Origin of the sequence: Labrys sedimenti (assembly GCF_034424805.1) — a bacterium.
Lineage (GTDB): Bacteria > Pseudomonadota > Alphaproteobacteria > Rhizobiales > Labraceae > Labrys > Labrys sedimenti.
The window spans coordinates 1-1,202 of the sequence record NZ_JAXOUF010000088.1 but is presented as its reverse complement, the minus strand read 5'-3'; the positions used below and the strand labels follow the sequence as shown (position 1 = coordinate 1,202).

Genomic DNA, 1,202 nt, shown 5'->3' with positions numbered 1-1,202 from the left:
ACCAGCGCCTGCGCCAGCGCTTGGCGCGCTTCGCCGGCGAGCTGCGAGACGTGGGCGCCGATTCGTAGATACCGTCTTCCACCTCAGTGTGCAATTGCTAAGGCAGGATCGAAAGGCTTGCCCGATTTGAGCACGCCATAGGCAATGCTCAGCAGTTTGCGCATGGCTGCGCAGACGGTTTGTTTTCCCTTCTTGCCCTTGGCTTTCAGGCGTTCGGCTTGCGCTTTGATAGCTGGGTTATGAGTTAACGCCACGACAGCAGGCAGGTACAGCGCGGTGCGCAAACGGGCTGATCCTGTGCGCGAGATGCAGGTACGGCCGTGAAAGGTGCCAGACTCCTGCAAGCGCGGATCCAGACCCGCAAAGGCAGTGACGGCGCGAGCATGGGTGAAGCGGCCGATATCGCCCAGCTCAGCTAGAATCAGGGCTGCGGTCTTATCGGCGATACCGTCTATGCTCACCAGCAGATCACGTTTGCCGCGTAGGTCCGGGTCATCGTCGATGTGCCGTTTGATCTGTTCTAGCGTCCAGGCAATCTGTTCATCGAGCCGCTGCAGGACTGCCCGGATTGAGTCCTGGACGTTGTCCGGGCTGACCTCAAGCCGATTGAGCTCCATCTGTCGCAGCGATTGCAGATCCTCCAGGCGTCGGGTCAGCGCGCGGAGTTGGCGCAAGGGCAGAGGCTCAGGTTGCCAGGCCCGTAGTCGATCCAGATGCAGTTGGCCAAAGGTGGCGATTAGCTTGGCATCGAGCTTGTCTGTCTTGCTGCGTTGCAGCTGGCTTTGCGCATAGCGGGCAACCTGCGCCGGGTTGAGCACGGCGATCCGATAGCCCAAGGCATGGAAGTGCTCGGCAAGTGCTTCGTGGTAGATGCCAGTCGCTTCCATCACGATCCAGGCCTCCGGTTCGGCATGCCGCTGCAGCCAGTCGGCAAAGACCGCGAAGCCTGCCTTGTCGTTAGCCAGCTTGCCCTTGGTTCGATGCTTGCCGTTAGGTTGCAGCATCGCCAGATCAAAGGTGCGCTTGGCGATATCGACGCCTACTACCACTGCCATGAGATCTCCTCCACGAAGGTGTCTTGATGATCACGTCATCCTGTCCAACCTTGCGTAATACGAGCTCTTGAGGCTCCAGATACCGTTCGGACTTGGGGATGAGTGTGGAGGAGGCAGCCTATCTACGCTGCAAGCTCAAAGGCTTAA

Annotated in this window: 1 protein-coding gene; it reads right to left on the bottom strand. The window is 59.4% G+C overall.

All coding sequences use genetic code 11. The features are described from left to right. Window positions 1-83: 83 nt before the first annotated feature. On the bottom strand, window positions 84-1,055 hold the full coding sequence (locus tag U1R88_RS35535) for an IS110 family RNA-guided transposase (protein ID WP_007163128.1): 972 nt from the start codon (window positions 1,053-1,055) through the stop codon (window positions 84-86). Between the last annotated feature and the right edge of the window lie 147 nt (window positions 1,056-1,202).